This is a genomic window from Pseudomonas monteilii (assembly GCA_001534745.1).
In the GTDB taxonomy this organism is placed as follows: Bacteria; Pseudomonadota; Gammaproteobacteria; order Pseudomonadales; family Pseudomonadaceae; genus Aquipseudomonas; species Aquipseudomonas alabamensis.
Genome location: CP013997.1, coordinates 4,631,146 through 4,657,257 on the forward strand (window position 1 = coordinate 4,631,146; position 26,112 = coordinate 4,657,257).

At 65.2% G+C, this 26,112-nt stretch carries 24 protein-coding genes; 14 read left to right on the plus strand and 10 right to left on the minus strand.

Annotation, left to right across the window (positions count from 1 at the left end; all coding sequences use genetic code 11):
* Positions 1 to 53: 53 nt before the first annotated feature.
* Entirely contained in the window at positions 54 to 668 is a 615-nt protein-coding gene (locus tag APT63_19710; GenBank protein AMA47951.1) for a cytochrome C, read from the minus strand.
* Positions 669 to 928: 260 nt separating this feature from the next.
* On the opposite strand from APT63_19710, the gene APT63_19715 reads away from it, so the two are divergent.
* A complete protein-coding gene (locus tag APT63_19715) occupies positions 929 to 1,564 on the plus strand; it encodes a GTP-binding protein (GenBank protein AMA47672.1) in 636 nt (211 codons plus the stop codon).
* A gap of 327 nt (positions 1,565 to 1,891) precedes the next feature.
* On the opposite strand, the gene APT63_19720 is transcribed toward APT63_19715, so the two are convergent.
* Complete coding sequence (locus APT63_19720) at positions 1,892 to 4,657, minus strand: DNA polymerase I (protein AMA47673.1); 2,766 nt, start codon at positions 4,655 to 4,657, stop codon at positions 1,892 to 1,894.
* 75 nt (positions 4,658 to 4,732) lie between these two features.
* On the opposite strand from APT63_19720, the gene APT63_19725 reads away from it, so the two are divergent.
* The gene (locus tag APT63_19725; GenBank protein ID AMA47674.1) at positions 4,733 to 5,020 is read left to right on the plus strand and encodes a hypothetical protein; all 288 of its coding nucleotides are present in this window, start codon (positions 4,733 to 4,735) and stop codon (positions 5,018 to 5,020) included.
* Positions 5,021 to 5,086: 66 nt separating this feature from the next.
* Positions 5,087 to 6,037, plus strand: coding sequence for a homoserine kinase (locus APT63_19730; protein AMA47675.1), 951 nt, complete (start codon positions 5,087 to 5,089; stop codon positions 6,035 to 6,037).
* A gap of 376 nt (positions 6,038 to 6,413) precedes the next feature.
* Here the strand turns inward: APT63_19730 and APT63_19735 are convergent, their stop codons facing one another.
* Positions 6,414 to 7,364 carry an ABC transporter substrate-binding protein gene (locus tag APT63_19735; GenBank protein ID AMA47676.1) on the minus strand — a complete coding sequence of 317 codons (951 nt, stop codon included), beginning with the start codon at positions 7,362 to 7,364 and terminating at the stop codon, positions 6,414 to 6,416.
* 67 nt (positions 7,365 to 7,431) lie between these two features.
* Between APT63_19735 and APT63_19740 the strand changes: the two genes are divergently transcribed.
* From APT63_19740 to APT63_19755, 4 genes are all read left to right on the plus strand, one after another.
* Positions 7,432 to 7,917 (plus strand): Fur family transcriptional regulator, encoded by a 486-nt coding sequence (locus APT63_19740; GenBank protein AMA47677.1) that lies wholly within the window; start codon positions 7,432 to 7,434, stop codon positions 7,915 to 7,917.
* On the plus strand, positions 7,914 to 8,687 hold the full coding sequence (locus APT63_19745; GenBank protein ID AMA47678.1) for a zinc ABC transporter ATP-binding protein: 774 nt from the start codon (positions 7,914 to 7,916) through the stop codon (positions 8,685 to 8,687). Before APT63_19740 ends, APT63_19745 begins: the two co-directional genes overlap by 4 nt.
* Positions 8,680 to 9,462: a hypothetical protein gene (locus tag APT63_19750; GenBank protein ID AMA47679.1), complete on the plus strand. Its 783-nt coding sequence runs from the start codon at positions 8,680 to 8,682 to the stop codon at positions 9,460 to 9,462. The genes APT63_19745 and APT63_19750 overlap by 8 nt, the downstream gene beginning before the upstream one ends.
* 124 nt (positions 9,463 to 9,586) lie before the next feature.
* Positions 9,587 to 10,300 (plus strand): hypothetical protein, encoded by a 714-nt coding sequence (locus APT63_19755; protein AMA47680.1) that lies wholly within the window; start codon positions 9,587 to 9,589, stop codon positions 10,298 to 10,300.
* A 475-nt stretch (positions 10,301 to 10,775) separates the two neighbouring features.
* On the opposite strand, the gene katE is transcribed toward APT63_19755, so the two are convergent.
* Complete coding sequence (katE, locus tag APT63_19760; protein AMA47681.1) at positions 10,776 to 12,938, minus strand: catalase HPII; 2,163 nt, start codon at positions 12,936 to 12,938, stop codon at positions 10,776 to 10,778.
* 223 nt (positions 12,939 to 13,161) lie between these two features.
* Between katE and APT63_19765 the strand changes: the two genes are divergently transcribed.
* The 3 genes from APT63_19765 to APT63_19775 are packed head-to-tail and all read left to right on the plus strand — an operon-like array spanning position 13,162 to position 15,661.
* The gene (locus APT63_19765; GenBank protein ID AMA47682.1) at positions 13,162 to 14,169 is read left to right on the plus strand and encodes a methionine ABC transporter ATP-binding protein; all 1,008 of its coding nucleotides are present in this window, start codon (positions 13,162 to 13,164) and stop codon (positions 14,167 to 14,169) included.
* Complete coding sequence (locus APT63_19770; GenBank protein AMA47683.1) at positions 14,169 to 14,840, plus strand: metal ABC transporter permease; 672 nt, start codon at positions 14,169 to 14,171, stop codon at positions 14,838 to 14,840. Before APT63_19765 ends, APT63_19770 begins: the two co-directional genes overlap by 1 nt.
* 50 nt (positions 14,841 to 14,890) lie before the next feature.
* Complete coding sequence (locus APT63_19775) at positions 14,891 to 15,661, plus strand: methionine ABC transporter substrate-binding protein (protein ID AMA47684.1); 771 nt, start codon at positions 14,891 to 14,893, stop codon at positions 15,659 to 15,661.
* A 79-nt stretch (positions 15,662 to 15,740) separates the two neighbouring features.
* Here the strand turns inward: APT63_19775 and APT63_19780 are convergent, their stop codons facing one another.
* Entirely contained in the window at positions 15,741 to 16,370 is a 630-nt protein-coding gene (locus APT63_19780; GenBank protein ID AMA47685.1) for a cytochrome c oxidase assembly protein, read from the minus strand.
* 254 nt (positions 16,371 to 16,624) lie between these two features.
* Here APT63_19780 and APT63_19785 point away from each other — a divergent pair, with 254 nt between their 5' ends.
* Positions 16,625 to 17,272, plus strand: coding sequence for a hypothetical protein (locus APT63_19785; protein AMA47686.1), 648 nt, complete (start codon positions 16,625 to 16,627; stop codon positions 17,270 to 17,272).
* A gap of 119 nt (positions 17,273 to 17,391) precedes the next feature.
* Complete coding sequence (locus tag APT63_19790; protein AMA47687.1) at positions 17,392 to 18,477, plus strand: hypothetical protein; 1,086 nt, start codon at positions 17,392 to 17,394, stop codon at positions 18,475 to 18,477.
* Positions 18,478 to 18,548: 71 nt separating this feature from the next.
* Here the strand turns inward: APT63_19790 and APT63_19795 are convergent, their stop codons facing one another.
* From APT63_19795 to APT63_19810, 4 genes are all read right to left on the minus strand, one after another.
* Positions 18,549 to 20,075, minus strand: coding sequence for a SulP family inorganic anion transporter (locus APT63_19795; protein ID AMA47688.1), 1,527 nt, complete (start codon positions 20,073 to 20,075; stop codon positions 18,549 to 18,551).
* A 183-nt stretch (positions 20,076 to 20,258) separates the two neighbouring features.
* On the minus strand, positions 20,259 to 20,978 hold the full coding sequence (locus APT63_19800) for a carbonate dehydratase (GenBank protein ID AMA47689.1): 720 nt from the start codon (positions 20,976 to 20,978) through the stop codon (positions 20,259 to 20,261).
* A gap of 306 nt (positions 20,979 to 21,284) precedes the next feature.
* Positions 21,285 to 21,572, minus strand: a complete 288-nt coding sequence (locus APT63_19805) for a DNA-binding protein (protein ID AMA47690.1) — start codon at positions 21,570 to 21,572, stop codon at positions 21,285 to 21,287.
* Positions 21,569 to 23,620: an oligopeptidase A gene (locus APT63_19810; protein ID AMA47691.1), complete on the minus strand. Its 2,052-nt coding sequence runs from the start codon at positions 23,618 to 23,620 to the stop codon at positions 21,569 to 21,571. The genes APT63_19805 and APT63_19810 overlap by 4 nt, the downstream gene beginning before the upstream one ends.
* Before the next feature lie 101 nt (positions 23,621 to 23,721).
* On the opposite strand from APT63_19810, the gene APT63_19815 reads away from it, so the two are divergent.
* Positions 23,722 to 24,267 (plus strand): gamma carbonic anhydrase family protein, encoded by a 546-nt coding sequence (locus tag APT63_19815; GenBank protein AMA47692.1) that lies wholly within the window; start codon positions 23,722 to 23,724, stop codon positions 24,265 to 24,267.
* Between the two features lie 20 nt (positions 24,268 to 24,287).
* Positions 24,288 to 24,947, plus strand: coding sequence for an HAD family hydrolase (locus tag APT63_19820; GenBank protein ID AMA47693.1), 660 nt, complete (start codon positions 24,288 to 24,290; stop codon positions 24,945 to 24,947).
* A gap of 6 nt (positions 24,948 to 24,953) precedes the next feature.
* Here the strand turns inward: APT63_19820 and APT63_19825 are convergent, their stop codons facing one another.
* Positions 24,954 to 26,033, minus strand: a complete 1,080-nt coding sequence (locus APT63_19825; GenBank protein ID AMA47952.1) for an aminopeptidase — start codon at positions 26,031 to 26,033, stop codon at positions 24,954 to 24,956.
* Between the last annotated feature and the right edge of the window lie 79 nt (positions 26,034 to 26,112).

Consider the following 26,112-nt stretch of genomic DNA (forward strand, 5'->3'; position numbering starts at 1 on the left):
GAGCGACGGCCCCCTTGTTACCCCGGCACCATTAACCTTGTGTTAACGACCGCTCAATGCAAGCCCTGGATGTAGCTGGAAAGGGCTTCGATGTCCGCATCGCTCAGCCTCCCGGCGATCGACTCCATCACCGCCGCGGCGTCCGCTTCGGTGCGCTGGCCCTCACGAAACGCCTTCAGTTGCTTGCTCACGTAGGCGGCATGCTGCCCGCCCAGCCGCGGAAAGCCTGCCGAGGCCACCCCGGCGCCATCAGGCGCATGGCAACCGATGCAGGCGGGCAGGCCGCTCTGCAGATCGCCGCCGTTGAACAGCGCACGGCCTCGTTCGACCAGGGCAGGGTCGGCGAAGCCTGTGCTCACCGACTGGCTGGCGTACCAGGCCGCCAGGTCGGCCAGGTCCTGATCGCTCGAGGAGGTCAGCAGGCCGGTCATTTCCGGTACGGCTCGCGCGCCCGAGCGAATGTCGCGAAGCTGCTCCAGAAGGTAGCGCTCGCCTTGGCCGGCGAGTTTGGGAAAGATCGGCACCAGGCTGTTGCCATCGGGGTTATGGCACGCGCCGCACACGGCGCTCTTGGCCTGGCCTGCCGCCGCCTCCCCTCGCAAGGGTTCTGCCTGGGCAGCGCCCACGCTGCAGAGCGTCAGCAGCACGCCGGCCGCGTACCGGCGCAGGCGTTGGCGCAGGGCGCCCTGGCAAGCAAGCGCCAGGGTGTGACGTGGACCCGGTTGGTCTGGGGAATCGTGCAATGCCTTGGAATCCTGTGTAGCCTGCGCGAACGGCGGCTCGTTGACGTCGCCTCGGTGGCCTGAGGCCAGGGCCGGTGTCGGTGCAACGCGCACACGAAAACCGCGTCACTATATACTTGCGACCTTCAAACGGAAACGCACCGCTTGCCGCGCCCAGGCCCGGCAACGCCCCTATCGGAAACCCCATGCACGTCAAGAACCCCATCCTCGGCCTCTGCCAGCAGGCTCGTTTCGCCATCAGCGCGGCCAAGGTCGAGCAATGCCCCGATGACCAGGGCTACGAAGTCGCCTTCGCCGGCCGCTCGAACGCCGGCAAGTCCAGCGCCCTGAACACGCTGACCCACGCCAACCTGGCCCGCACCTCCAAGACGCCGGGCCGCACCCAGTTGCTGAACTTCTTCGCCCTGGACGACGAGCGCCGCCTGGTCGACCTGCCCGGCTATGGCTATGCCAAGGTGCCGATTCCGCTCAAGCAGCACTGGCAGCGCCACCTGGAAGCCTATCTGGGCAGCCGCGAGTGCCTGCGCGGCGTGATCCTGATGATGGACGTGCGCCACCCGATGACCGACTTCGACAAGATGATGCTCGACTGGGCCAAGGCCAGTCAGATGCCGATGCACATCCTGCTGACCAAGGCCGACAAGCTCACCTTCGGCGCCGCGAAGAACACGCTGCTCAAGGTGCAGGCGGAGATCCGCAAAGGGTGGGGTCAGGGCGTGACCATCCAGCTGTTCTCGGCACCCAAGCGCCAAGGGCTGGAAGAGGCCTATGGTGTCCTGGCCGGCTGGATGGAACTGGAAGACAAGCCCGCCGCCGAGTGAGCCGCGGTGCCTGGCGAACCACCAGGGCCGGTCGACCGCTGGCCCGGATCGCCAAACGGCAGGCAAAAAAAACCCCGGACTTCATGGGGGGAGGGGGAAGTTCGGGGTCCAAGTTCGGACCGCTAGGGCGGGGTCCGAATATCTGCCAACACTTAACACAACATAGGAGCATCGAACGGCTTGCTCAGCCATTCAGGGACTCTGAGTCGCATTTCACCCCTTAAGTTCCCCGGCAGTGAAAATGATTTTTATCCCCGTGCCCTGAGCCTTGGCACACGGGAGGCGTCCGACCCGGCCCACGCGCCAGCGGCCGGACACCTGAAGGCGTCAGTGCGCCTCGTCCCAGTTGGGGCCGGTACCGACCTCCACCAGCAACGGCACGTCGAGTTGCGCAGCGCCGCTCATGTGCTCGCGAATCTCTCGGCTGACCTGTTCGACCAGGTCCTCGCGCACCTCCAGCACCAGTTCGTCGTGCACCTGGAGGATCACCCGCGCATCCAGCCCGCTTTCCTCCAGCCACTGGTCCACCGCGACCATGGCGCGCTTGATGATGTCGGCCGCCGTGCCCTGCATGGGTGCGTTGATCGCCGTGCGTTCGGCGCCCTTGCGCAGGGAAGGATTCTTGGCATTGATGTCCGGCAGGTACAGGCGACGGCCGAACAGGGTCTCGACGAAGCCTTGTTCGGCAGCCTGCTTGCGGGTGCGGTCCATGTAGGCCAGCACGCCCGGGTAGCGCGTGAAATAACGGTCGATGTAGTCCTGGGCCTGCTTGCGATCGACGCCGATCTGCCGCGCCAGGCCGAACGAACTCATGCCGTAGATCAGGCCGAAGTTGATCGCCTTGGCGCTGCGGCGCTGATCGTGGGTCACCTGCTCCAGCTCGACGCCGAACACCTCGGCGGCCGTGGCCCGGTGCACGTCCAGGTCATTGCGAAACGCGTGCAGCAGCCCCTCGTCCTTGGCCAGGTGGGCCATGATGCGCAACTCGATCTGCGAGTAGTCGGCAGCCAGCAGGCGATAGCCCGGGCTGGCGACGAACGCCTGGCGAATGCGACGGCCCTCGGCGGTGCGGATGGGGATGTTCTGCAGGTTCGGATCGCTCGACGACAACCGCCCGGTGGCCGCCACGGCCTGATGGTACGAGGTGTGGATACGCTGGGTGCGCGGGTTGATCTGCTCGGGCAGGCGGTCGGTGTAGGTGCTCTTGAGCTTGCTCAAGGTGCGGTACTGCGTCAGCACCTTGGGCAGCGGGTAGTTCTGCTCGGCCAGCTCGGTCAGCACCGCTTCGGCCGTCGAGGCCTGGCCCTTGGCGGTCTTGCTCAGCACCGGCATGCCGAGCTTTTCGTAGAGGATCGCGCCCAGCTGCTTGGGCGAGCCCAGGTTGAAGGTCTCGCCCGCCAGGTCGAAGGCTTCGCGCTCCAGCTCGGCCATCTTCAGGCCCAGTTCCTGGCTCTGTACCGCCAGCGGCGCCGGGTCGACCAGCGCGCCCTGGCGCTCGATCTTGGCCAGCACCTGCACCAGGGGCATTTCGATGTCCATCAGCACCGGTTCCAGGCTCGGCGTCTTCGCCATCCGCTTCTGGAAGACCTGGTGCAGGCGCAGGGTGATGTCGGCGTCTTCCGCGGCATAAGGCCCGGCCTTGTCCAGGGGGATCTGGTTGAAGGTCAGCTGCTTGGCGCCACGGCCGGCGATGTCTTCGAAGGCGATGGTCTTGTGGCCCAGGTACTTGAGCGCCAGGCTGTCCATGTCGTGGCGCGTGGCCGTGGAGTCCAGCACGTACGATTCGAGCATGGTGTCGTAGGCGACACCGCGCAGCTGGATGCCCTGCGCCGGGTCACCGCCGAGCGCGCAGTTGGCGAGGATGTTGATGTCGTACTTGGCATTCTGCGCGACCTTGGCCTTGGTCGGATCCTCCAGCAGGGGCTGGAGTGCGCGCAGGACCGTGTCCCGGTCGAGCTGGGCCGGCGCATCGGGATAGTCGTGGGTCAACGGCACGTAGGCCGCCTCGTGCGGCTCGACCGCGAAGGACACCCCAACCAGCTGCGCCTGCTGGGCATCCACGCTGGTGGTCTCGGTGTCGAAGGCGAACAGCGGCGCCTGGCGCAGCTTTTCCAGCCAGGCCTCGAAGCGTGCCGGGTCGAGCACGGTCTCGTAGTTCGGCTCGACCAAGGCCTGCGGCTCTTCGGCCGGCTCCAGCGCCGTGCCGGCCTGGGCGGCCTCACGCTGCAGATCGGCGATCCAGCCCTTGAACTCCATCTCGGTGTACAACGCCAGCAACGCGTCACGATCGGGCTCGCCGCACACCAGCGCATCGACCTCGATGTCCAGCGGCACGTCGATCTTGATGGTCGCCAGCTCGTAGGACATGAACGCCGCCTCGCGGTGCTCCTCGAGCTTGGCGGGCAGCCCCTTGGCGCCCCGGATGGGCAGCGTCGGGACCTTGTCGAGGTTGTCGTAGAGGTCGCGCAGCCCCCCACCGATGCCCGTCAGCAGGCCCACGGCCGTCTTCTCGCCCACCCCCGGTACGCCTGGGATGTTGTCGACCTTGTCGCCCATCAGCGCCAGGAAATCGATGATGTGCTCGGGGCCGACGCCGAACTTCTCGTGCACGCCGTCGATGTCCAGCACGCTGCCGGTCATGGTGTTGACCAGGGTGATGTGGCCATCGACCAGCTGCGCCATGTCCTTGTCACCCGTCGAGATGATCACCGGGCGCCCCGCCGCGGCGCTGCTGCGCGCCAGGGTGCCGATCACGTCATCCGCCTCCACGCCTTCCACGCACAGCAGGGGGTAGCCCGACGCACGCACGCTGGCGTGCAGCGGCTCGACCTGCAGGCGCAGGTCATCCGGCATCTTCGGTCGGTTGGCCTTGTACTCGGCGAACAGCGTGTCGCGGAACGTTCCGCCCTTGGCATCGAAGACCACGGCGAACAGGCTGTCCGGGTACTGCCGGCGCAGGCTCTTGAGCATGTTCAGCACGCCCTTGACGGCACCGGTGGGCAGGCCCTTGGACGTGGTCAGCGGCGGCAGCGCATGGAAGGCCCGGTACAGATAGGACGAACCGTCCACCAGGACGAGAGGGGGTAGGCTCATGAGCAGAATCAACCTTTTCGACGGGTCCGGCGCTAGAATGGCCAGAATCATTGACAACAAAGGGACAAGGTTATCATGCGCTCATTCAATCGCCTGTTATTGCTCGGTCTGCTGGTCACCCTGCCAGTCATCGCCCAGGCGGCGGACGATGCGCCCTCGGCCGACCCCGAGGTGACCATTCGCACGGAAGGCGACCGCACCATCCAGGAGTACCGGCAGAACGGTTTCCTGTACGCCGTCAAGGTCACGCCCAAGCACGGCAAGCCTTATTTCCTGGTCCGCGCCGACGGCACCGACGCCAACTTCATCCGCTCCGACCAACCGGACATGCTGATCCCCGCCTGGAAGATCTTCGAGTGGTAAAGTGAGGCGCTTTCACATCAACTCGGCGCCTTCCAACGGAGGCGCCCCCACGAGCTTTCTTTCATCATGTCCGTCTTCACGCCCCTGACCCGGCCGCAACTGGAAACCTTCCTGGCACCTTATGGCCTGGGCCGCCTGCTCGACTTCCAGGGCATCGCCGCCGGTACCGAGAACAGCAATTTCTTCATCAGCCTGGAACAGGGGGAGTTCGTGCTGACGCTGGTCGAGCGCGGCCCGGTCGAGGATCTGCCGTTCTTCATCGACCTGCTGGACGTGCTGCACGAGGCCGACATGCCGGTGCCCTATGCCTTGCGCGACGTCGAGGGCAATGCGCTGCGCGAGGTCGCCGGCAAACCGGCACTGCTGCAGCCGCGCCTGTGCGGCAAGCACATCAAGACCCCCAACACCCAGCATTGTGCCCAGGTTGGCGAGCTACTCGCGCACATCCACCTCGCCACCCGCGAGCGGATCCTCGAGCGCACGACCGACCGGGGGCTGGCCTGGATGCTCGAGGCCGGCGCCGAGCTGTTGCCGCGCCTGGATGCGGATCAGCGTCAGTTGCTGCAGACCACGCTCGACGAGATCGTCACGCACCGCGCGCAGATCCTCGGCTTGCCTCAGGCCAACCTGCACGCCGACTTGTTCCGCGACAACGTGATGTTCGAAGGGACCCACCTGACGGGTGTGATCGACTTCTACAACGCCTGCTCCGGGCCGATGCTGTACGACATCGCCATCACCCTGAACGATTGGTGCTGCACGGCGGACGGCAGCCTCGACCTGCCACGTGCCCAGGCGCTGCTCGGTGCCTATGCGGCCCTGCGGCCTTTCACTGCCGCAGAGGCCGAACTGTGGCCGGTCATGCTGCGCGTGGCCTGTGTACGGTTCTGGCTGTCACGCCTGATCGCGGCCGAGTCGTTCGCTGGCATGGACGTGATGATTCACGACCCGGCGGAGTTCGAGGTGCGCCTGGCGCAACGGCAAGAGGTCGTGGTGCGGTTGCCGTTCGCACTGTAAGGCGGCGCTGACGCCGCTGCAGGCGGTGACGGGGCGGACGTCATCGCGGGCAAGCCCGCTCCCACAAGCGGCTCGCGCAGCCTGCCTACACTGGCGGCTGCAGAGGTTTCCTACAAGCTGCTTGCGCAGCCGTGCCTACACCCACGGCCGCAGAGGTCTCCTACAAGCTGCTTGCGCAGCCGGGCCTATACTGGCGGCTGCAGAGATCTGGGTGGGAGCTGGCTTGCCAGCGATAGGGCCCTGGCAGGCGCCGGAGCGGCTGCAATGGGGTCCGCAGAGCCTGTCCAGGCAGCCATCTCTCGCTGTCAGCCAATTTTGATGGATCAGTCGCTCCAGCTTACGGCTTGAAGGGTGCGGCTCTCTGCCTCGCACGCTTTCAAAGCGACTCCAGGCACCCCGCCAGCCCGTTCCCCAGGTTCTCCAGCAGGCGTTCATACCCATGGGCATCCACCGGATCGGTGCCCCCGAGCGCATCCAGCTCTGCCAGCCGCACCGGCAGCCCGGCCGTCAGGGTCTCGGCCAGGCGTGGGCGCATGGGCGGCTCGCTGAACACGCAGGTCTTGCCCACGTCCTGCAGACGCGCACGCATGGCCGCCACGTGCTGGGCCCCGGGCTGGACTTCCGACGCCACACTGAACACGCCGGTATGGTTGAGGCCATAGGCGGCCTCGAAGTAATCGAAGGCTTCGTGGAACACGAAATAGGGCTTGCCAGCCACCCCGGCCACGCGGGCCTGGATGCGCTGGTCCAGCCCATTCAGGCGCTCGGTGAATGCCGTCAGGTTGGCCTGATAGCGCGCCGCATGGGCAGGGTCGACCTGGGCCAGGTCGGCGGCCATCTTCGCGGCGATCACGCGTGCATTGGCCGACGAGAGCCACAGGTGGGCATCCAGGCTGCCCGGGCGGTGGTCATGGTCGTGTTCGTCATGACCGTGTGCAGCATCATGGTCATGCCCATCATGATCGCCCTCGTGCGAATGGCTGTCCTGCCCGAAGTGGCGCAACGTCAGGCCAGGCAGTGACTGCACGGCGACGGTGGTCTTGCTGCGGCTACCCAGTACCCGTGGCAGAAAGTTCTCCATGTCAGGGCCGATCCAGTACAGCAGGTCGGCCTCGCCCACCCGGCGCACGTCCGATGGGCGCAGCGCATAGTGATGGGGGGACGCACCCGGCGGCAGCAGCACATCGGGTGTACCCACCCCGTCCTGTACGGCGGCGGCGATCTGCTGCAAGGGCTTGATGCTCGTCAGGACGCGTACGTCGGCTTGAGCATTCAGGGCCGTGAACGACCCGAGGAAAGCGACGAAGAGAACCAGTAATCGGGACATGGTGCATACTCGAAAGGGCCAAAAACGGGTAACATAATAACGTCTCTGCCTGGAATCGTCGCTCCCCATGTCCATCACGCCGCTGGCCCATCGTCCCCACGACCATTCTCACTGCGTCCACAGCGCGCTCTCTGAAGCCGATGCCATCTGCACCCGCCAGGGCCTGCGCCTGACCGCGCTGCGCCGTCGTGTGCTGGAGCTGGTCTGGCAGAGCCACAAGCCGCTGGGGGCCTACGACATCCTCGCGGTGCTGAGCGAGCAGGACGGTCGCCGCGCGGCACCGCCCACGGTCTACCGCGCCCTGGACTTCCTGCTGGACAACGGCCTGGTGCACCGCATCGCCTCGCTCAACGCCTTCATCGGCTGCAGCCATCCGGAACATGCCCACCAGGGTCAGTTCCTGATCTGCCGGGTGTGTCACGTGGCGCTGGAGCTGGAGCAGGAAAGCATCAGCGGTGCCATCGTCAGCAGCGCCAAGGCGGTGGGCTTCGCGGTCGAAGGGCAGACGGTGGAAGTGGTCGGCATCTGCGCCAGCTGCCGGAGCGCGGCATGAGCGAGGCGCTCATCCGTCTCGATCAGGTCGGCGTCACGTTCGCCGGCGAGGTGGTGCTCGACGCCATCGACCTGAGCGTCGCACCCGGCCAGATCGTCACCCTGATCGGCCCCAATGGCGCTGGCAAGACCACCTTGGTGCGCAGCGTGCTCGGCCTGCTCAAGCCGCACCGCGGCACGGTCTGGCGGCGGCCACGCCTGCGGATCGGCTACATGCCGCAGAAGATTCAGGTAGACCCTACGCTGCCCTTGTCGGTGCTGCGTTTCCTGCGCCTGGTGCCCGGTGTGGACCGGGCGGCCGCGCTGGAGGCGCTGCGCGAAGTCGGTGCCCAGCAGACCATCGACAGCCCGATCCAGACGGTGTCCGGCGGCGAAATGCAACGTGTGCTGCTGGCCCGGGCGCTGCTGCGCAAGCCGGAGCTGCTGGTGCTCGACGAGCCGGTACAGGGCGTGGACGTGGCGGGGCAGTCCGAGTTGTACAGTCTGATCACTCGGCTGCGTGATCGCTACGGCTGCGGCGTGCTGATGGTCTCCCACGACCTGCACCTGGTAATGAGCACGACCGACCAGGTGGTGTGCCTGAATCGGCACGTCTGCTGCTCCGGCCATCCCGAGCAGGTCAGCGGTGATCCGGCCTTCGTCGAGCTGTTCGGCCATCATGCACCCAGCCTGGCTGTCTATCACCATCATCACGACCATAGCCATGACCTGCATGGTTCGGTCATCACGCCTGCGCCCCACGTTCATGGAGACCATTGCAAGCATGGCTGATTTTCTACTGTATGCCCTGCTTGCGGGACTGGCCCTGGCCGTGGTGGCTGGACCACTGGGCTCGTTCGTGGTCTGGCGACGCATGGCCTATTTCGGCGATACCCTGTCCCATGCCGCGCTGCTGGGCGTGGCGCTGGGCTTCGCGCTGGACGTCAGCCCCACGCTGGCGGTGACCGTCGGCTGCCTGCTGCTGGCGCTGGCCCTGGTCACCTTGCAGCAACGCCAGCCCCTGGCGTCCGATACGCTGTTGGGTATCCTGGCGCCCAGCACGCTGTCGCTGGGCCTGGTGACCTTGAGCTTCATGCACGATGTGCGCATCGACCTGATGGCCTACCTGTTCGGCGACCTGCTGGCGATCAGCCCGACCGACCTGGGCTGGATCCTGGGAGGCAGTGCGCTGGTGCTGCTGTTGCTGGTCGTGTTGTGGCGTCCATTGCTGGCGGTCACGGTGCACGAAGAGCTGGCCAGGGTCGAAGGCTTGCCGGTCGCCGGACTGCGCCTGGCCCTGATGTTGTTGATCGCGGTGGTGATCGCGGTGGCCATGAAGATCGTCGGCGTGTTGCTGATCACCTCGCTGCTGATCATTCCTGCCGCCACGGCGCAACGCCACGCCCGCTCGCCCGAGCAGATGGCGCTGGGCGCCAGCGTCCTGGGCATCGTCGCGGTCTGTGGCGGGCTGGCGATGTCCTGGTTCAAGGACACCCCGGCCGGGCCCTCGATCGTGGTCTGTGCAGCGGTGCTATTCTTGTTGAGCTTGGCGCTGCCCAAGCGATAAGCGGAGCGCGCCTGGCGCGCCCTGCAACCTTTCCTCCGCGCCTGTGTCAACAAGACCTGTTCCCGAGCGTGTGTACCTGGGTGTAGACTTGCTCGCTTTTTTGCGCAATCAGAGAGTCGCAGGAATGAAGCCGTTCGCTACCCGTTATCTGCTCCTTGCCGTCTTTTCGCTGCTACTGGCAGCGTGTTCCCATGCGCCGACGGAGCCTCCGGCCGTGCCGCCGCAAGCCGACCCTTGGCAGCAACTGCAGGACAGCATCACCCGCAACGAGCTGGCCACCGCGGAAGATCAGTTGAGCACCCTGCAAACGCAGGCACCCGACGACGAACGTCTGGAGTCCTTCCAGCGGCAGCTGGCCGAGGCCTACCTGCAACGCAGTCAGATCGTCCTGCAGAAGGGCGACGTCAATGCGGCCGCCACGGCCCTGGCCCGGGCACGTACGCTGATGCCACAGGCGCCGGCATTGACCGGCGGCACCAATGGCGCCCTGGTGCATGCGCGCAAGGTCGAGCTGGAAAAGGCCGAAGCGGCGTTGAAGGCGGCCGAATCCAAACCCAAGGCCCGCGTGATCGACCCGACCGCACCCAGCACCGTGATCGCGCTGGAAACCACCGATATCCAGGCCATGCGCCGCCAGCTCGACGCGATCGCGGCCGACGTGGTGAATTACCAGTGCGAGGTGGTGTTCCAGGTGCCCCGCAAGCAGGATGCGCCCTGGCTCAAGACCTTGCTGCGCAAGCGCGTGGCGCAGATGGATGCCGATTTTGCGTTGCGTCAGCGGCATGAGATCCAGCGTGCATTGCCAGCGCAGGTGGTATTGGTGCCGCACCAGCAGTAAGGGCAGGGGGACTCTTTGCTGAACGAGCCCCTTGGGGCCTGCCTGCAAGACAGGCGGTGCCGGACCAGTCGCCATCGCGGGCAAGCCCGCTCCCACAGGGGGCAGTGATAGCCTACAACGCCGCAGTGGGGCTACGGGTGTAGGAGCGGCCCCTGTGCCGCGATGGGCCGCAAAGCGGCCCCAGAAATCGATCAGAGATAAAGCCTCTAGCCATGCCAGCTATCGCCATGTTCTCTGCGCGACAGCGCGGCGCTAAGGCGGCAGGCGGACTCCCACAGGTCTGTGACAGCCGGTCTTTGTGTGGTGTGCCCAGAGTAAGTCGCCCTGCGAGGCGGCGGGCGGACGTTCATGAGAGAACCCAGCGTACTGCGCACCGCACGCGGCCCATAAACGAACAGTGGCCGCCCAAGGGCAGCCACTGCAGAAACAGCCTGTCGAAGCGCCGGACCGCTCAATGCGGCCGGCGCTTCGTTCGTTACGCCGGGATGGCTTCGGCCGCGGCCTCGCGATCCCAGACGCGGTGCTCCAGCAATACCTGGACGAACGCATCCACGGTCTTCTGGTCATCGCCCAGCAGCAGGCCCTTGTCCTGCTGCAGGCCCAGGCTGTCGAGCAGGTCCTTGGCGCCGCTGGCCAGCCCCATCGGCTTGAGGTGCTTGTACGCCTCCAGCAGGTAGTGCTTGGCCAGGCCGCTGGCGGCCAGGGCCTTCAGGGCTGCATCGCCTGCCGGTACCCAGAGACCATCGATCATCACCGACGGCATGCCCTCCATCGACGCGTCCACCGGCAGCTGCTTGCCATCGGCCGTCTTCACCGGCGCCGAGGACGGGCCGAGCAGCAACACGCGGGCGCTCTGGGCTTCGAAGGCCTTGACCAGACGATCGACACTGGCGCCGTCCACACCGTTGGCCACCAGCAGGCCGATCTTGCGGCCCTTGATGCCGACGGTGCCCGGATGGTTCATCTGGCTCAGGGCAGGCGAGGTGGTGGGGCTTGGCTTTTCAGCCTTGCCCGGCTCCTTGACGTTGACCGTGCCCTGGGTCGGTGCCGGCAGGCCCAGGTTCTCGGCCACGGCAGCGGCCAGGTCGAGGTCGATGTTGGCGAGGATCTCGTTCACCTGGCGGGCACGGATGTATTCGCGCTCGACCTTGCCCAGCTCGAAGCTGTAGGCCTTGATGATGTGCTGCTGCTCGTTCGGGCTCATGCTCTTGTAGAACAGGCGTGCCTGGGAGAAGTGATCGCCGAACGAATCGCTGCGCTCACGCACCTTGCGGGCGTCGACACGCTCCTGGTACGTCTCGAAACCACCGTCGCGTGCCGCCGGCGGGGTTTCCTTCGGCCAACCGCCGTCGATCGAGTTCGGCTCGTAGGCAGCGCGACCCTTGTCGATGGTCATGCGGTGCATGCCGTCGCGCTGGCCATTGTGGTTGGGCGAAACCGGACGGTTGATCGGGATTTCGTGGAAGTTCGGCCCACCCAGGCGGCTGATCTGCGTATCGGTGTAGGAGAACAGGCGCCCTTGCAGCAGCGGGTCGTTGGTGAAGTCGATCCCGGGCACGATATGGCCGGGGCAGAAGGCGATCTGCTCGATCTCGGCGAAGAAGTTGTCCGGGTTGCGGTTGAGCACCATCTTGCCCAGGGGCGTCACCGGCACCAGCTCTTCAGGAATGATCTTGGTCGGGTCCAGCAGGTCGAAGTCGAACTTGTGCTCGTCGGCTTCCGGCACGATCTGCACGCCCAGCTCCCACTCGGGGTAGTCGCCGGTCTCGATCGCTTCCCACAGGTCGCGACGGTGATAGTCGGTGTCCTTGCCCGCCAGCTTCTGGGCTTCGTCCCACAGTACCGAGTGTACGCCCTGCTTGGGCTTCCAGTGGAACTTGACGAAGGTGGCCACGCCCTCGGCGTTGATCAGGCGGAAGGTGTGGACGCCGAAGCCTTCCATCATCCGCAGGCTGCGCGGGATGGCGCGGTCGGACATGGCCCAGACGACCATGTGGGCCGACTCCGGCACCAGCGAGACGAAGTCCCAGAAAGTATCGTGGGCCGAGCCGCCCGTCGGGATCTCGTTGTGCGGCTCGGGTTTGACCGCGTGCACGAAGTCCGGGAACTTGAGCGCATCCTGGATGAAGAACACCGGCATGTTGTTGCCGACCAGGTCGAAGTTGCCTTCGTCGGTGTAGAACTTCACGGCAAAGCCGCGTACGTCACGCACGGTATCGCCAGAGCCACGAGGCCCCTGCACCGTGGAGAAGCGCACGAAGACCGGCGTGGTCTTCTCCGGATCCTGCAGGAAGCCGGCCTTGGTCAGCTCGGCGTGGTTGCCGTAGCTCTGGAAGTAGCCGTGGGCACCGGTACCACGGGCGTGGACGATGCGCTCCGGAATGCGCTCATGGTCGAAGTGGGTGATCTTCTCACGCATGATGAAGTCTTCGAGCAGCGAGGGCCCGCGTGCACCGGCCTTGAGCGTGTTCTGGTTGTCCGAGACTTTCACGCCCTGGTTGGTGCGCAGCGCCTGGCCAGTGGCATCGCTACGGAACGCTTCGAGCGTCTGCAGTTTCTCATTGGTGTTGGCACGGTCCGGCGTCTGTGTGCCGGCGAGTTCGCTGTGCTTGGGTGTATCCGTATGCTTGCTGGCCATTTTCGGCTCTCCCCATCAGTATTCAGGCCGCCCATCGGGACGTTGTCCAGCTAGTGACTGATGAGGCCGTGCAAGCGTTCCGTCGGACTTGCCAGCCGTCGCGTTATGCCAACGCCCGAGGTTCGACCTCAAATAAATGCTAAGAACGCCTCACGGAAAAGGCTAAAATGCGCCACCCGGCACACCGCCGACCTCCATTCATGCGCCCCACAAGGTTCGCTAAGTGATTGAGTTTCAAGATGTTCACAAGACCTACCGCGTTGGCGGCAGGGACATTCCGGCGCTTCAGCCGACCCAGCTGGTCATCGAGGATGGCCAGGTCTATGGCCTGATCGGCCACTCCGGCGCGGGCAAGAGCACGCTGCTGCGTCTGATCAACCGCCTCGAGGCGCCGACCGGCGGCCGCATCATCGTCGATGGCGAAGACGTCACGGCGTTCGATGCCAACCAGCTGCGGCGCTTCCGCCAGCAGGTCGGCATGATCTTCCAGCATTTCAACCTGCTGGCCTCCAAGACCGTCGCCGACAACGTGGCCTTGCCGCTGACCCTGGCGGGTGAGCTGTCACGTGGCGAGATCGACCAGCGGGTGAACGAGCTGCTGGCCCGGGTCGGCCTGGCCGACCACGCCCGCAAGTACCCCGCGCAACTGTCCGGCGGGCAGAAGCAGCGCGTGGGCATCGCCCGAGCCCTGGCCACCCGGCCCAAGATCCTGCTGTGCGACGAGGCCACCAGCGCCCTCGATCCACAGACCACGGCGTCGGTATTGCAACTGCTGGCCGAGATCAACCGCGAGCTGAAGCTGACCATCGTGCTCATCACCCACGAGATGGACGTGATCCGCCGGGTCTGTGACCGCGTGGCGGTGATGGACGCCGGCCGTATCGTCGAGCAGGGTGCCGTGGCCGACGTGTTCCTGCATCCGGTCCACCCGACTACCCGACGCTTCGTGCAGGAAGACGAACAGGTCGACGAAGGCGAGCAACGCGACGACTTCGAGCATGTGCCTGGGCGCATCATCCGCCTGACCTTCCAGGGCGAGGCCACCTACGCCCCCCTGCTGGGCACCGTCGCCCGTGAGACCGGGGTCGATTACAGCATCCTTGCCGGACGCATCGACCGAATCAAAGACGTTCCCTATGGGCAGTTGACGCTGGCCGTGACCGGTGGCGACATGGATGCGGCCTTCGACCGCTTCACGGCCGCCGACGTGCATATGGAGGTATTGCGTTGATGGACGCCCTGAATTTCTTCGCCAACGTCGACTGGGCCGAGATCTGGCTGGCCACGGTCGATACCCTGATCATGCTGTTCGGCTCGCTGCTCTTCACCGTGCTGCTGGGTCTGCCGCTGGGTGTGCTGCTGTTTCTCTGCGGCCCTCGGCAGATGTTCGAACAGAAAGGCGTCTACGCGCTGCTGTCGCTGGTGGTAAACGTCCTGCGTTCGTTACCGTTCATCATCCTGCTGATCGTGATGATCCCGTTCACCGTGCTCATCACCGGCACCTCGCTGGGCGTGGCCGGGGCCATCCCGCCGCTGGTCGTCGGCGCCACACCGTTCTTCGCCCGGCTGGTCGAGACGGCGCTGCGTGAAGTGGACCGTGGCATCATCGAGGCGACCCAGGCGATGGGCGCGACGACACGTCAGATCATCACCCATGCACTGCTGCCGGAAGCGCGCCCGGGCATCTTCGCCGCGATCACCGTCACTGCCATCACCCTGGTGTCCTACACGGCCATGGCCGGCGTGGTCGGTGCCGGCGGCCTGGGCGACCTGGCCATCCGCTTCGGTTACCAGCGGTTCCAGACCGATGTCATGGTCGTCACCGTGGTGCTGCTGCTGATCCTGGTGCAGGTGCTGCAGAGCATCGGTGACAGGCTGGTCGTGCATTTCTCTCGCAAGTGAACCCAACCCGGTCGGTCGAGAGCCGAGAAGGCTCTCTCTAAGGAGTGTCAATGAAAAAGCTGCTTGCTATCGCCGCCGCGGTCGCGGCCTTCTCGGTCCAGGCCGAGACCCTTACGGTCGCCGCCACCCCGGTGCCGCACGCCGAAATCCTCAAGTTCGTCCAGCCGCAGCTGGCCAAAGAGGGCGTGGAACTGAAGGTCAAGGAGTTCACCGACTACATCCAGCCGAACGTGCAGGTGGCGGAAAAGCGTCTGGACGCCAACTTCTTCCAGCACCAGCCGTACCTGGACGAGTTCAACAAGGCCAAGGGCACCGACTTGGTCAGCGTCGCTGGCGTGCACCTGGAACCTCTGGGCGCCTACTCGGACAAGCTCAAGAGCCTGGATGCCCTGCCGTCTGGCGCCACCGTGGTGATCCCGAATGACGCCACCAACGGTGGGCGCGCCCTGCTGCTGCTGGACAAGGCGGGCGTGATCAAGCTCAAGGACAATGGCAACATCCTGTCCACCGTCAAGGACATCGTCGAGAACCCCAAGAACCTCAAGTTCCGCGAACTGGAAGCCGCGACCATTCCGCGCGTGCTGACCCAGGTGGACCTGGCGCTGATCAACACCAACTATGCGCTGGAAGCCAAGCTCGATCCGAAGAAGGATGCGCTGGTCATCGAGGGTAGCGACTCGCCCTACGTGAACATCCTGGTCGCACGCCCCGACAACAAGGACAGCGAGGCCATGAAGAAGCTGGTCGAGGCCCTGCACTCGCCCGAGATGAAGCAATTCATCAACGAGAAGTACAAGGGCGCGGTCGTTCCCGCCTTCTGACCCCCGCGGCACGACGCCCGTCGTGCCCGAGCGCCAGGGTTTCCGAGCCGCCTGCCAAGGGCGGCTCGGCCCAGGCCGATCATTCCCCCTCCACCAGCCCCGGCAGACGCGCCACCAGCTTGTCCGTGTCGAACGGCGCACGCACGAATCCGCGCTGACGTCCATCCGGCCCGATGATCGCCAGGTTGCCGCTGTGATCCACGGTGTAGCCCGGGGTCCGGGTGTCGGCCGGAACGAACGGGATGCTCAGTGCGTTCGACAGGGTGCGGGTGTCCTCGATCGAGCCCCGCACGCCGAGAAAGTCCTTGTCGAAATAAGCGAGGTACTGCTTGAGCTGCGCCGTGGTGTCGCGTGCCGGATCGACGCTGACCAGCACGATCCGCAGGCGATCGACCGTCCGTTGCGGCAGCTGGCGCTTGATCTGTCGAAGCTGTGCCAGGGTAGTGGGGCAGATGTCCGGGCAGTAGGTGTAGCCAAAGAACACCAACGACCAGGCGCCTTTCAACTGGTCCAGCGCGACCGGTCGGCCGTGCTGATCGGCCATCTGCAACGGCGGCAGGTCACGGCCCTGGGGCAACAGGATGATCCCGGCCTGGGCGAGTTCGGTGGTGCTGGCCTGACCACCACCGGTCAAACGGACGGCGAAGACACAGACGATCAAGGCCAGCAGGCCGAAGAGGGTGAAGACGGTTTTCTGAGTGCGGGTCATGGCGCGGGGAGACCTGGATTCGGAGAGGGATTGCAGGCTGCAAGGGTGAGGGTTTTGCAGCACGGGATGCAACCGGCTTCGTTCGACATGCCTGGGTAAAACCCTATGCCCATTGGGGCACTCTATCGATACCTGCTAGGTCATATGCCAGTTGGCGCCATAAATATGACAATCTATAACAATTCCATCTTAGCTATCGCGCCCAGCAAGCTAATTTAGTGTCTTCCCTGTGTAATACCTGCCCCGGAGTCACCATGAACATCGCCGCATTGCGCGAGCAGATCACCCTTGCCCACCAACACGAAGACCGTACCGGCCAGCTTCGGCTGCGCCTGGGGCAGCAAGTGCCCCACCTGCACCGTGCCATTCAACTCCCTGCACAGGATGCCCCGGGCACATTGGCGCGCTTCGTCAGCGCCTACATCGAACAGGTACCTGAGCTGCTGCAAGCCGCCCATGCCGTGTCGCGCGAGGCGGGCATCGAGGCGCAGATCAAGCCCGTGCTGAAGATCGCCGAAGCCTACTTTCTCCAACCGCCTGCATGCCTCGACGATCACGTCGGCCTCGACGGCCTGCTCGATGAAGCCTACCTCGCCCATCGCCTGGTCGAGGAAGTGAACGACCTGTACATCCGGCACTTCCAGCAGCCACTGATTCCGCTGGACACGACCGTGGCGAACCTCATCGCCCATCAGCTGATCGGCGAAACGTTCGCCAACCGGCTGGACGAGGTGGTGCACCATTCGCTGGACCAGCTGCTCGACGAGGACACCTTCGCAGTGGACGCGGTCGAGCGCTACCGCGCTGCCTTGAGCAGCCCGGCCACAGGCGCCGCCTGGCAGCGCTGGCCTTGCCTGTCGCGTCAGCTGGATGTCGACCTGACCCTCGGCACGCTGCACTGAGGGCCTGCAGGGCGCGGCGTTCCGGGAAGAGGCTCCTGCTGACGCCGGTCCGATGTGGGTTGTTAGCGTCTGGAGGCCATCGTGCGATGGCCTATTCAACCAGACAGGAAGACACACTCATGGCAATCCGTTGGAATCGTCTTTTCACCGACCTGCTGCGTGGCAGTCGTTCCACCTTGTGGGGCAACTGGGCGCTGAACCCGATCATTCAACCTGGCGCGGTCGGCATCGTCGACCCGACCACGGGGGAGTTCACGCTGGTCAAGGACGCACTCCCCAAGGTCGATACCCTGACCGTCGTGCAGAGCCGCAAATGGGAGATCAGCTCCAAGGACGTGCACCGTCGTGAAACCCAGGCCACGGTCAGCGGTACCGTCCTGGACCCCGCCACGGGGGTGCAGGTCAAGCCCGATACCACCGTGGAGTGGCTGTTCGAAAACGAGGCATCGATCGCTTCGGAGTTCGCACTGCACTCCGAACAGCGCCTGAGCGACCTGGCCTTGATCGAGCAACAGTACGCCTGGCTCCAGGAACAGGCCAAAAGCGTGGGCATGGCTACCGATCACGGTATTTCCGAGGGGTTCGGCGTCGTGACCAACGTCATCTATGCCAGCAGTGGCATCAACGCCGGGGCGAAAAAGAAGAACGCCAAGTTCTCGCTGTCCGGGACGGCCAGCGGCCTGAACACCTTGCTTGGCGACAAAGGCATCGTCGGCAGTGGCAAGGCCAGCTTCATCCTGTCCCATGACAGCGCAGCCGTGGAATCCCATACCCTGCCGGCCAAGAGCGGTGAAGTCGCCACGCAGCCCATCCCGATCGCCTATGGTTTCGCCTCGTTCGCCGGCAGCCGGCTGCTCATGCCCAACTGGATCGCCAAGCTGGGCAGCTTGAAGCTGCACGTCGACAGCAAGGCCAGCTCGGCCACGACCTACATTGCCAAGGTCAATGTCAGCTATGACACACCCAAGGGTCGCGTGGAAAGAGCGACCACGGTACTGGGTGGCAGCTCGGCCAATTTCACCGACATCCCACTCTCGGCCACCCGGCTGAAGGTGATCGTCGAATTCGTCAACCTGGGCCCCAACGAGGTGCACGTACGGGAGTGGAACACGCCGCTGAGCCAGTGGGTAGGCGGAACCCGGACGTTGAACCTGACCGGCACCTGGCCCGGCTCGCCCAGACTGACAGTGGTCGAAGAAGACTGACCCTGCCAATCAGGTCTGACACCCTGCACACACGTGTCAGGGTGCCAGGCGCTCTCAATCGACGAGGGGGCTCATGCCCGTGCGGCCGTGCGCAGCCGTCCTTCGGTCCGGCGTTTCAGTCCGCGCTGCTCGATCATCAGCCGGGTCCCCATCGCCTTGTTCGCCCGACCCCAGTCCTCGAGCAGCTCCAGGCAGGCGTGGTCGATGTAGTTCAGGTGGGTCAGGGGTACGTGCAAGGTGGTACCCGCCGGCACGCTTTCCAGCACCTGGGTCAGGGCAGGCACCTTCAGGAAGGTGGCCGCGCCACTCAACCGCAGCTCCTTGTGCCCAGGCTCTGGCAGGTCCACCAGGTTGATCTTCAGCCGCGCCGCCTTGAAGGCCAGCTTGAGCAGGGTCAAGGCAAAGCCCAGCAGCACGCCGGTCAGCAGGTCGCTGAAGACGATGGCCAAGGCGGTCGCGGCATAGATCAGCACCGGCGAGCGACCATAGCGCTGCAGGCCACGCAGGGCCTTGAAGTCCACCAGCTTGACGCCGGTATAGACCAGCACGCCTGCCAGGCTGGCCACCGGAATCTGCTGCAGCACGCTGCTCAGCACCACCACGAACGCCAACAGCCAGACGCCGTGCAGGATCGCCGACGCCCGCGTCTTGGCACCGGCCTGCACGTTCGCCGAGCTGCGCACGATCACCCCGGTCATCGGCAGGGCACCCAGAATGCCGCACAGCATGTTGCCGATACCTTGCGCCGACAGCTCGCGGTCGAAGTCCGACCGCGGCCCGCTGTGCATGCGGTCCACGGCCGCCGCCGACAGCAGGGTCTCGGCGCTGGCGATGAAGGCGAGCGCCACGGCCGCCATCAGCAGGCTGGGATCGGCAAGTTTGAACAGATCGTCCAGGCGCAGCCAGTCGATGGCCTGCGACAGGTCGGTCGGCACCTCGACACGGTTGACCGGCAACGCCAGCAGCATGCTGATCACTGTCATCGTGGCCACCCCGAGCAAGGCGCCCGGGACGAAGCGCAGGCGCTGCGGCCGCCAACGTTCCCAACCCCACATCAGGGCGATGGTCCCCAGTCCCAGCAAGCCCGCTTGCCAGGCGCCGCTGCCGTGCTCCACCGGCAATGCGGTGGCCAGCGTGGACGGGAAGCCCAGCAGGTTCTGCATGCCCGAAGGCTGCGGCGCCGTGTCGAACATCACATGCACCTGGGAAAGCACGATCAGCACACCGATCCCGGCCAGCATGCCGTAGACCACGGCCGGCGCCGTGACCCTGAACCAGCAGCCCAGGCGCAGGCGACCGGCCAGCAGTTGCAGCAGGCCTGCCACCAGCAGGATCGGCCCCAGCATGGCGATCCCGTGCTGGCGCACCAGCTCGAAGACCAGGACTGCCAGGCCCGCGGCCGGCCCGCTCACCTGCAGGGGCGAGCCGGCCAGAAAGCCCACCACGATACCGCCGATGATGCCGGTGATCAGCCCTTTGGCCGGCGGCATGCCCGAAGCGATGGCGATGCCCATGCACAAGGGCAGGGCGACCAGAAAGACCACTATCGACGCCAACAGCTCACGCGGCAGGGCCGCTTTCATCTGTGTCATGTTCACCGTGTTGCTCCTTTCTCGTTTCTCTCGACCCTTCCAGCGGTCATGGGCACGGGTTTCCAAACGGCGCGCAGGCGTCGACCGCCAAGGTCGTCGGCAGGCTGTTCGGAAGATTCAAGGCAGTGAAGACCAGGCCGCCCAGGAGGGCGGCCGGTCAGCAGAAGAGGTTCAGCGTGTCAGGAGCGCTCAGTAGCGCCCTCTCGGGGTGGCACAAGGCACGGTGTCGCCTTCGCCCAACGGCAGGAAGCTGTCGGTGGTGGCATCGTAGGCCTCGATACGGCTGGTCTCGATGTCGTAGATCCAGCCGTGGATGTACAGCTGTCCTGCGGCCAGGCGCGAAGCGACCGAGGGGTGGGTGCGCAGATGGTGCAGCTGGGCGATGACGTTTTCCTTGGTCAGTACCTGCATGCTTTCATGCTCGGTACCGCAGGAGCAGTTGTCCTCGACCACGGTACGGGCGACTTCGGCATGGCGCAACCAGGCCTTGACGGTCGGCATCTTCTCCAGCGACTGCGGGTTGAGCACCGCGCGCATGGCACCGCAATCGGAGTGGCCACAGATGATGATGTGATGAACACCGAGTGCCATCACGGCGTATTCGATCGCCGTGGAGACGCCGCCATTCATCTGGCCATAGGGGGGAACGACGTTACCCACGTTGCGGGTGACGAACAGGTCGCCGGGCGAGCTCTGGGTGATCAGTTCAGGCACGATGCGCGAATCGGCGCAGGTGATGAACATGGCGCGCGGCTTCTGGGCGGTGGCGAGCTTCTTGAACAACGCCTCCTGCTCCGGGAACACTTCGTGGTGGAAGCGCAGGAAGCCGTCGACGATCTGCTTCAGGGCGGCATCGGCGCTCTCGACCGGTACGGTCGGAGCCGGCTTGGATGGGTCCTTGACGGGCATGATTCATCCTCTTGACGATAGGTGGGCAAGTCCATTTTACCGGTGATGTATGCAGGCCATGCAGATCTTGGATGACACGTTCACGGCAAAAATCACAGTCGCTTCGGACTGATTTCCTACGCTACCGGGGTAAACTTAACTGAAACTGAATTCGCAGGCTCTAGGACGGGCGTCCTGTGCGAAAAGAGGCGGGACCTAAATGATAGCAAAAAAGCATTAAGGACGACCACTGGGCCGTGGAGGTGCCGAGGCCGATCGCGTGGTGTCGAACGGCCGGGCGACAGGCCCGGCCGTTCGAGGGGGCCTTCAGCTATCGGATTTCTTCAGCTTCGGGTTGGGGAAGAACTGCACGGTCTGGACCGTCTGCGCCTTGGCCGGGGCCTTTGGCGACAAATGGTTGACCCGCGTCCCCAGCTCCTTGGGTACCGACAAGCCTTGTTCGTTGAGGGTGTCGGAAAAACCGCACGCCACGCATTCGCGGTGCGGTACGCCGTCCTCATCCCACATCTTCAGCTTGTCGGCCTCGCTGCACGCCGGGCAGACGGCCCCGGCGATGAAACGCTTCTTGGTCTTGCTCACGGTCACCTCGCTCACGCCGCGGCGTCTTCGCTCAGGCCACTGTGGCGCATCAGCGCATCGATGGACGGCTCACGGCCACGGAAATCGACGAACAATACCATCGGCTCACGCGAACCGCCGCGAGCCAGGATGGCTTCACGGAACGCCCGCCCGGTCTCGGCGTTCAGCACACCGTCTTCCTCGAAGCGCGAGAAGGCGTCGGCCGACAGCACTTCGGCCCACTTGTAGCTGTAGTACCCCGCCGCGTAACCACCGGCGAAGATGTGCGCAAAGCTGTTGGGGAAGCGGTTGTAGGCTGGCGGCCGCATCACCGACACTTCGTCGCGTACGCCCTCGAGCACCTCCAGCACGCTGCGACCATCGCCATGGCTGGCGTGCAGTTCGAAGTCGAACAGCGAGAACTCCAGCTGACGCACCATCATCAGGCCGGACTGGAAGTTCTTTGCCGCCAGCATCTTCTCCAGCAGGTCCTGCGGCAGGGCTTCGCCGGTCTGGTAGTGGCCGGAGATCAGCGCCAGGCCCTCAGGCTCCCAGCACCAGTTCTCCATGAACTGGCTCGGCAGCTCGACGGCGTCCCAGGCCACGCCATTGATGCCTGATACACCGGCATGCTCGATGCGGGTCAGCAAATGGTGCAAGCCATGGCCGAACTCGTGGAACAGGGTGGTCACTTCATCGTGGGTCAGCAGCGCAGGCTGGCCTGGCGAAGCGGGGGTAAAGTTGCACACCAGGTTGGCCACCGGGCTCTGCAGCTCGCCAGCGGCGGTGCGGCGACGATCGCGGGCACCATCCATCCAGGCACCGCCACGCTTGTTGGCGCGGGCATAGAGGTCGAAGAAGAAACGCCCGACGTGCTGACCGTGCTCGCTGATCTCGAACAGGCGCACCTCTGGATGCCAGCGGTCGAAACCGTCCAGTTCCTTGATCTCGATGCCATACAGGCGCTGCACGATGGCGAACAGGCCCGACAGCACCTTGTCGATCGGGAAGTACGCGCGCAGGGCTTCCTGCGACACGCTGTAGCGTTGCTCGCGCAGCTTCTCGCCATAGTAGCCGACGTCCCAGCTGCTCAGGTCCGCACAGCCCTGTTCCTGGGCGTACGCCTTCAGTTCGGCCAGGTCCTGGGCCGCGAACGGCTTGCTGCGGTGCGCCAGGTCGCGCAGGAAGCTCAGCACCTGGTCGCTGGACTCGGCCATCTTGGTGGCCAGGCTCAGCTCGGCGAAGTTGGCATACCCGAGCAGCTCGGCCAGTTCCTGGCGCAGGTCGAGGATCTGGCGCATCACCGGACCGTTGTCGAATTGCCCGGCGTTGGGGCCCTGGTCCGAGGCGCGGGTGCTGTAGGCTGCATAGACTTCTTCACGCAGGGCGCGATTGGCGGCGTACGTCATCACGGCGTAGTAGCTGGGGAATTCCAGGGTGATCAGCCAGCCGTCCAGGTCCTTGGCCTGGGCGGCCGCGGCCATCTGGCCCTTGGCCGACTCGGTCAGGCCGTCGAGCAGCGCCTCGTCGGTGACGTGCTTGGTCCAGGCCTGGGTGGCGTCGAGCAACTGGTTGGAAAAACGGCTGCCCAGTTCGCTGAGCGTGCTCTGCACCTCGGCATAGCGCTGCTGCTTGTCCGCCGGCAGGTCGATGCCCGAGAGGCGGAAGTCGCGCAGGGCGTGTTCGAGGGTGGTGGTCTGTGCCACGTCGAACCCAGCGGCTTCAGGGCTGTTGGCCAGCGCTTGGTAGGCGTCGAACAGGGCACGGTTCTGACCCAGCTCGGTGGAATAGGCGCTCAATGCCGGCAGGCAGGACTCGTAGGCTTCGCGCAGCTCGGCGCTGTTGCACACCGCATTGAGGTGGCTGACCGGGCTCCAGGCCGCGCCGAGCCGATCGTTGAGTTCATCCATGGCCAGGACCAGGCCGGCCCAGGTCGGGTGCTGGCCTTGCGTCTCGAGGATCCGGGCGATGGCGGCGCGGTTGTCGGCCAGGATCTGCTCGATCGCCGGCAGCACGTGTTCGGCGCGGATCGCCGAGAAGGGCGGCAGGTCGTAGGACTGCAGGAGCGGGTTGTTCGCACTCACGTTGGGATACCTTGGCAGGAGAAACACGGGACCATCTTAATTACAATCGACCCTGACCGCAGCAGGCGGCCACCTATCAGGCTTCAAGAGGGGCACTATACATGGCCATCCGGACCTTCCGGCAGCACACTCCCCAGTTGGGACCCCGCGCGTTCGTCGACAGTTCGGCCATCGTCCTGGGCGACGTGGCGATCGGCGAAGACAGCTCGGTCTGGCCTCTGACCGTGATCCGCGGCGACATGCACCGCATCCGCATCGGCGCGCGTACCAGCGTCCAGGATGGCAGCGTGCTGCACATCACCCACGCCGGCCCGTTCAACCCTGACGGCTTCCCGTTGCTGATCGGCGACGAGGTGACCATCGGCCACAAGGTGATGCTGCATGGCTGCACCTTGGGCAATCGCATCCTGGTCGGCATGGGCAGTACGGTCATGGACGGCGCGGTGGTCGAGGACGACGTGATCATCGGTGCCGGCAGCCTGGTGCCGCCAGGCAAGCGTCTGGAAAGCGGCTACCTGTACGTCGGCAGCCCGGTACGTCAGGCGCGGCCGTTGACCGACAAGGAGCGTGCCTTCTTCAGCTACAGCGCCCGCAACTACGTCGCGCTCAAGGACCAGCACCTGGCCGAAGGCTACGACGCGCTTTGATTCCCAGACCCGAGATTTCCATGCATCAGCACACGATCCTGTTCGACCTCGACGGCACGCTCACCGACCCGCGCCTGGGCATCACCCGCTCCATCCAGCATGCGCTGGCCAGGCTCGGCATCGACGAGCCCGACCTGACCCGCCTCGAGCCTTTCATCGGGCCGCCCCTGCTGCAGGCGTTCATGCAGTTCTACGGGTTCGACGAGGCCAAGGCCTGGGACGCGGTGAACCACTACCGCGAACGCTTCAGGGTCACCGGGCTGTACGAGAACCAGGTCTTCGAAGGCATACCTGCGCTGCTCTCGACCTTGGCCGGGCAGGGCCGCACCCTGTACATCGCCACGTCCAAGCCATGGGAATTCGCGCGCGAGATCGCCCGGCACTTCGCCTTCGATCGACACTTCAAGATGATCTACGGCAGCGAACTGGACGGCACGCGTACCGACAAGGTCGAACTGATCCGCCATCTGCTCGACGAGGAGCGCCTGGACCCGGCCCAGACCTTGATGATCGGCGATCGCAAGCATGACCTGATCGGCGCGCGCAGCAATGGCCTGCAGTCGGTGGCGGTCGGCTATGGGTTCGGCAGCCGCGAGGAATTGCTGGCCGAGTCCCCGGACTTCCACTTCGAGACGCTGGCACAGCTGCATGCGGCGTTCCTGCAGGGTCACGACGTTTAGCCTGCTTCAGGGCGGGGCGCTGGCGGCCAGGGCCGCTAACGCCTGGTGTCGCGCCGCTGGCGGCAGGCGCCCGAGGGCCTGCACGCGCTGGTGGAAGCATGCCCAGTCGCCCGCTGCCTGGCGGTACAACGCCTCGAAGGCCGGAACCCAGCGGTCGTAGAGCCCGAAGGGCAGGAGCGTGGCGTTGTTCAGTGGGCCTTCGATCCAGGCGTCGTACCGGCCCACGCCGCCCCATTGGCTGTCGCGCAGTTGGCGGTAGTCGCGGCGTAGCCGCTCGAATTCGGCCTGTTTGCCCCGGCGCTTGCCCTCGGCATCCAGCGGGCTGTCGTACAAGGCCTGCAAGCGCTCGCGACTGGCCAGCACCAACTGGACAAAGGCTTCACGCTGACCTCGCTCGCCCTCGGGCACAGGCGCCAGGCCCCGTGCGCGACGCCACTGCCGGCTGCCTTCCTGCTCGACGAAGGTGGCATAGGACTCGTTGAATTCAGTGTCGTCCTTCACGTAGACGCGCTGGTGCGACAGTTCATGAAAGATCAGCGTGGCCAGGCGTTCGTCACCCCAGCCGGTCATGGTCGACAGGATCGGATCGTCGAACCAGCCCAGCGTCGAATAGGCTTCGACACCGCCCACGTAGACATCCAACCCTTGCTGGCGCATCAGCGCGGCGGCCCCCCGGGCACTGTCCTGGCTGTAGTAGCCGCGGTAGGCCACGCACCCGGCGATCGGGAAGCAGTGGGTGACCGGGTGCAGGGACAGGGCCGGGGTGGCGAACACGTTCCAGACCACGAATCGACGGCCCAGGTCGGCATAGACCCGGTAGCTGCGGTTGTCCGGCAGCTTCAAGTGGTCGCTGGCGAACACGCGCGCCTCTTCGGCCTGTATCAGGCGCTGGCGCAAGGTCGGGTCCGTCGCAGGATCGTCGATCACCTGCGTGATCGGCGTCCGGGCACGAAGCAGCTGCCATTGCCCCTGGGCCAGCTGCCCATAGTACGACGCACTGGAGCAACCGGCGATCAGTCCGCAGGCCAGCAGGGGAACAAACCGCACCAGGAAACGGTCGAGTGCCGCAAGGCTCGAACGCAGCAGAACAGGTCGGCACATCAGGGCGATTCCTCTCGCTCAGCCAACGGTGGCCGCCAGACTACTTGCCCAGGAGACGTTTCGC

Excerpts from the sequence above, each read along its gene's own strand:
- APT63_19715 (AMA47672.1), top strand. The coding sequence starts at position 929 with ATGCACGTCAAGAACCCCATCCTCGGCCTCTGCCAGCAGGCTCGTTTC.
- APT63_19720 (AMA47673.1), bottom strand. The coding sequence starts at position 4,657 with ATGAGCCTACCCCCTCTCGTCCTGGTGGACGGTTCGTCCTATCTGTAC.
- APT63_19725 (AMA47674.1), top strand. The coding sequence starts at position 4,733 with ATGCGCTCATTCAATCGCCTGTTATTGCTCGGTCTGCTGGTCACCCTG.
- APT63_19730 (AMA47675.1), top strand. The coding sequence starts at position 5,087 with ATGTCCGTCTTCACGCCCCTGACCCGGCCGCAACTGGAAACCTTCCTG.
- APT63_19735 (AMA47676.1), bottom strand. The coding sequence starts at position 7,364 with ATGTCCCGATTACTGGTTCTCTTCGTCGCTTTCCTCGGGTCGTTCACG.
- APT63_19740 (AMA47677.1), top strand. The coding sequence starts at position 7,432 with ATGTCCATCACGCCGCTGGCCCATCGTCCCCACGACCATTCTCACTGC.
- APT63_19745 (AMA47678.1), top strand. The coding sequence starts at position 7,914 with ATGAGCGAGGCGCTCATCCGTCTCGATCAGGTCGGCGTCACGTTCGCC.
- APT63_19750 (AMA47679.1), top strand. The coding sequence starts at position 8,680 with ATGGCTGATTTTCTACTGTATGCCCTGCTTGCGGGACTGGCCCTGGCC.
- APT63_19755 (AMA47680.1), top strand. The coding sequence starts at position 9,587 with ATGAAGCCGTTCGCTACCCGTTATCTGCTCCTTGCCGTCTTTTCGCTG.
- katE (AMA47681.1), bottom strand. The coding sequence starts at position 12,938 with ATGGCCAGCAAGCATACGGATACACCCAAGCACAGCGAACTCGCCGGC.
- APT63_19770 (AMA47683.1), top strand. The coding sequence starts at position 14,169 with ATGGACGCCCTGAATTTCTTCGCCAACGTCGACTGGGCCGAGATCTGG.
- APT63_19775 (AMA47684.1), top strand. The coding sequence starts at position 14,891 with ATGAAAAAGCTGCTTGCTATCGCCGCCGCGGTCGCGGCCTTCTCGGTC.
- APT63_19780 (AMA47685.1), bottom strand. The coding sequence starts at position 16,370 with ATGACCCGCACTCAGAAAACCGTCTTCACCCTCTTCGGCCTGCTGGCC.
- APT63_19785 (AMA47686.1), top strand. The coding sequence starts at position 16,625 with ATGAACATCGCCGCATTGCGCGAGCAGATCACCCTTGCCCACCAACAC.
- APT63_19790 (AMA47687.1), top strand. The coding sequence starts at position 17,392 with ATGGCAATCCGTTGGAATCGTCTTTTCACCGACCTGCTGCGTGGCAGT.
- APT63_19800 (AMA47689.1), bottom strand. The coding sequence starts at position 20,978 with ATGCCCGTCAAGGACCCATCCAAGCCGGCTCCGACCGTACCGGTCGAG.
- APT63_19815 (AMA47692.1), top strand. The coding sequence starts at position 23,722 with ATGGCCATCCGGACCTTCCGGCAGCACACTCCCCAGTTGGGACCCCGC.
- APT63_19820 (AMA47693.1), top strand. The coding sequence starts at position 24,288 with ATGCATCAGCACACGATCCTGTTCGACCTCGACGGCACGCTCACCGAC.